Origin of the sequence: Trebonia sp., from assembly GCF_049794275.1 — a bacterium.
Taxonomy (GTDB): Bacteria; Actinomycetota; Actinomycetes; order Streptosporangiales; family Streptosporangiaceae; genus Trebonia.
Genome location: NZ_JBARCR010001181.1, coordinates 1 through 2076, shown reverse-complemented (window position 1 = coordinate 2076; position 2076 = coordinate 1). Strand labels below are relative to the sequence as shown.

Below are 2076 nucleotides of genomic sequence, written 5' to 3'. Positions count from 1 at the left end.
CGCCGCCGCGGAGGCGTTCGCGGTCGCCGCCCAGCGCGGGCCAACCGGCGGCGTGCCGGATAACCCGGCGGCCTGGCTGGTGACGACGGCCCGCCGCAAGGCGATCGACCGGCTCCGCAGGGATCGCGTCCTCGCCGACAAGCTGCGCCTGCTCGAAGCGACCGAACGAGGCGCGGACCAGGGGCCGGCCAGCGCCAGCGCGACCAGCGACCTCCGGGACGAGCGCCTCGAGCTGATCTTCCTGTGCTGCCACCCGGCGCTGGCCCCCGAGGCCCAGGTGGCGCTGACGCTGCGCGCCGTGGCCGGGCTGCCGACCGAGCAGATCGCCCGCGCGTTCCTGGTCCCCGCCGAGACGATGAAGCGCCGCCTCACCCGGGCGAAGATCAAGATCAAGGCCGCGGGCATCCCGTTCCGCGTCCCGCCGGACCGGATGCTGCCGGAACGGCTCGGTGCCGTCCTCGCCATCCTCTACCTGATCTTCAACGAGGGATACGGCCAGCCGGCCGCGACAGCCAAAGAGCCCGAGACCGACCTGGCCGCGGTGGCGATCCGCCTCGGCCGCGTGCTCGCGGCCCTGCTGCCCGACGAGCCGGAAGTGCTCGGCCTGCTCGCGCTCATGCTGCTGCACGACTCGCGGCGGGCGGCGCGGTTCCGCGGCGACGACCTCGTGCTGCTGCCGGACCAGGACCGGTCGCTGTGGAACTGGGAGCAGCTGCTGGCGGGCAGCGCGCTGGCCGCGCGCACGGCCGGAACGAAAGGCCCGTACGCCCTGCAGGCGAGCATCGCCGCGCTGCAGACCGACGACTGGATCGACTGGCCGCGGATCGCCGTTCTCTACCGGGAACTCGCCGAGGTCACCGGCTCGCCGGTGGTCCGGCTCAACGGCGCGGTCGCGGTCGCGGAGGCCGAGGGCCCCGCGGCCGCGCTCGCCATCGTCGACGCGCTCGACCTCGACGGCTACCAGTACTGGCATTCCACCCGCGGTGAACTGCTGCGCCGAATGGGCCGCGCGGCAGAAGCCCGCGCCGCCTACCGCCGCGCCCTGGACCTCGCCGCTAGCGTCCCGGAACGCCGCTACCTCCAGCGCCGCATCGACGAAACGCGGTCATGAAGGTCGCGGAGTCACGACAGGTCCGTTCGGGATAATGCTTTTGTTTTTTCCGAACGTACGGTGCCGACTCTGGAGGGTTCGTGCGATACCTGGTCCCGAGCCCGGCGACCGACCGCCTCGAGAGCGCGTTACTGGTAGGCGCGCGCCTGGATCTGGTACAGCTCGGCGTACCGGCCGCCCCTGGCCAGCAGCTCGTCGTGGCTGCCGGTTTCCGCGACCCGCGCGCCGTCGAGGACCACGATGAGGTCGGCCATCCGGACGGTGCTGAACCGGTGCGATACGAGGATGGTCACGCTGCCGTTCCGCCGCGCCTCGCGCGCCCGGCTCGCGTAGCGCTCGAACAGCTGGTGCTCGGTCTCGGCGTCGAGCGCGGCGGTCGGCTCGTCCAGCGCCACCAGCAGCGGCTCGTCGCGCATGAAACCGCGGGCCAGCGCGAGCTTCTGCCACTGGCCGTAGGAGACGTCGACGCCGTCGGCCCAGGTCGGACCCAGCTGGGTGCGCAGCCCGGCGGGCAGGCCGTCGACGAGGTCCCGCGCCCCGGCGCGGTCCGTGGCGGCGACGACCGCGGGCTCCACGTCCAGCCGCGGCAGGTCGCCGACGCCGATCGTCTGCCCGGCGAGGAACTCGAAGCGGAAGAAGTCCTGGAACGCCCCGGCCAGCCGGTCCCGCCACCGCGCGGAGTCGACGCGGGCCAGGTCCGCGCCGTCGACGAGGATGCGGCCCGCGGAGGGTGCATACAGCTTCGCGAGCAGCTTGACGAGCGTGCTCTTGCCCGCGCCGTTCTCGCCGACGACGGCGACCACGGCTCCGGCCGGGAGGAACAGGTCGACGTCGTCCAGCGCGACCCGGTCAGACCCCGGGTAGCGGAACGTCACGTGCTCGAACCTGATGCCCTCCGTGATGCTGCCGGGGGCGGGCAGGTCCGCGTCCTGCGCGACGGCGGCGGCGTAGTCCTCGAGCCAGGC

Annotated in this window: 2 protein-coding genes; one reads left to right on the top strand and one right to left on the bottom strand. The window is 73.4% G+C overall.

Features of this window, described 5'->3' with window-relative positions; translation table 11 throughout:
* Positions 1–1111: RNA polymerase sigma factor (locus tag WA805_RS29215; RefSeq protein ID WP_425243932.1), on the top strand; the 1111-nt coding region annotated here is incomplete at its 5' end.
* Positions 1112–1239: 128 nt separating this feature from the next.
* Here WA805_RS29215 and WA805_RS29210 read toward each other — a convergent pair.
* A partial coding sequence (locus WA805_RS29210; RefSeq protein WP_425243931.1) for an ATP-binding cassette domain-containing protein occupies positions 1240–2076 on the bottom strand: 837 nt, incomplete at its 5' end.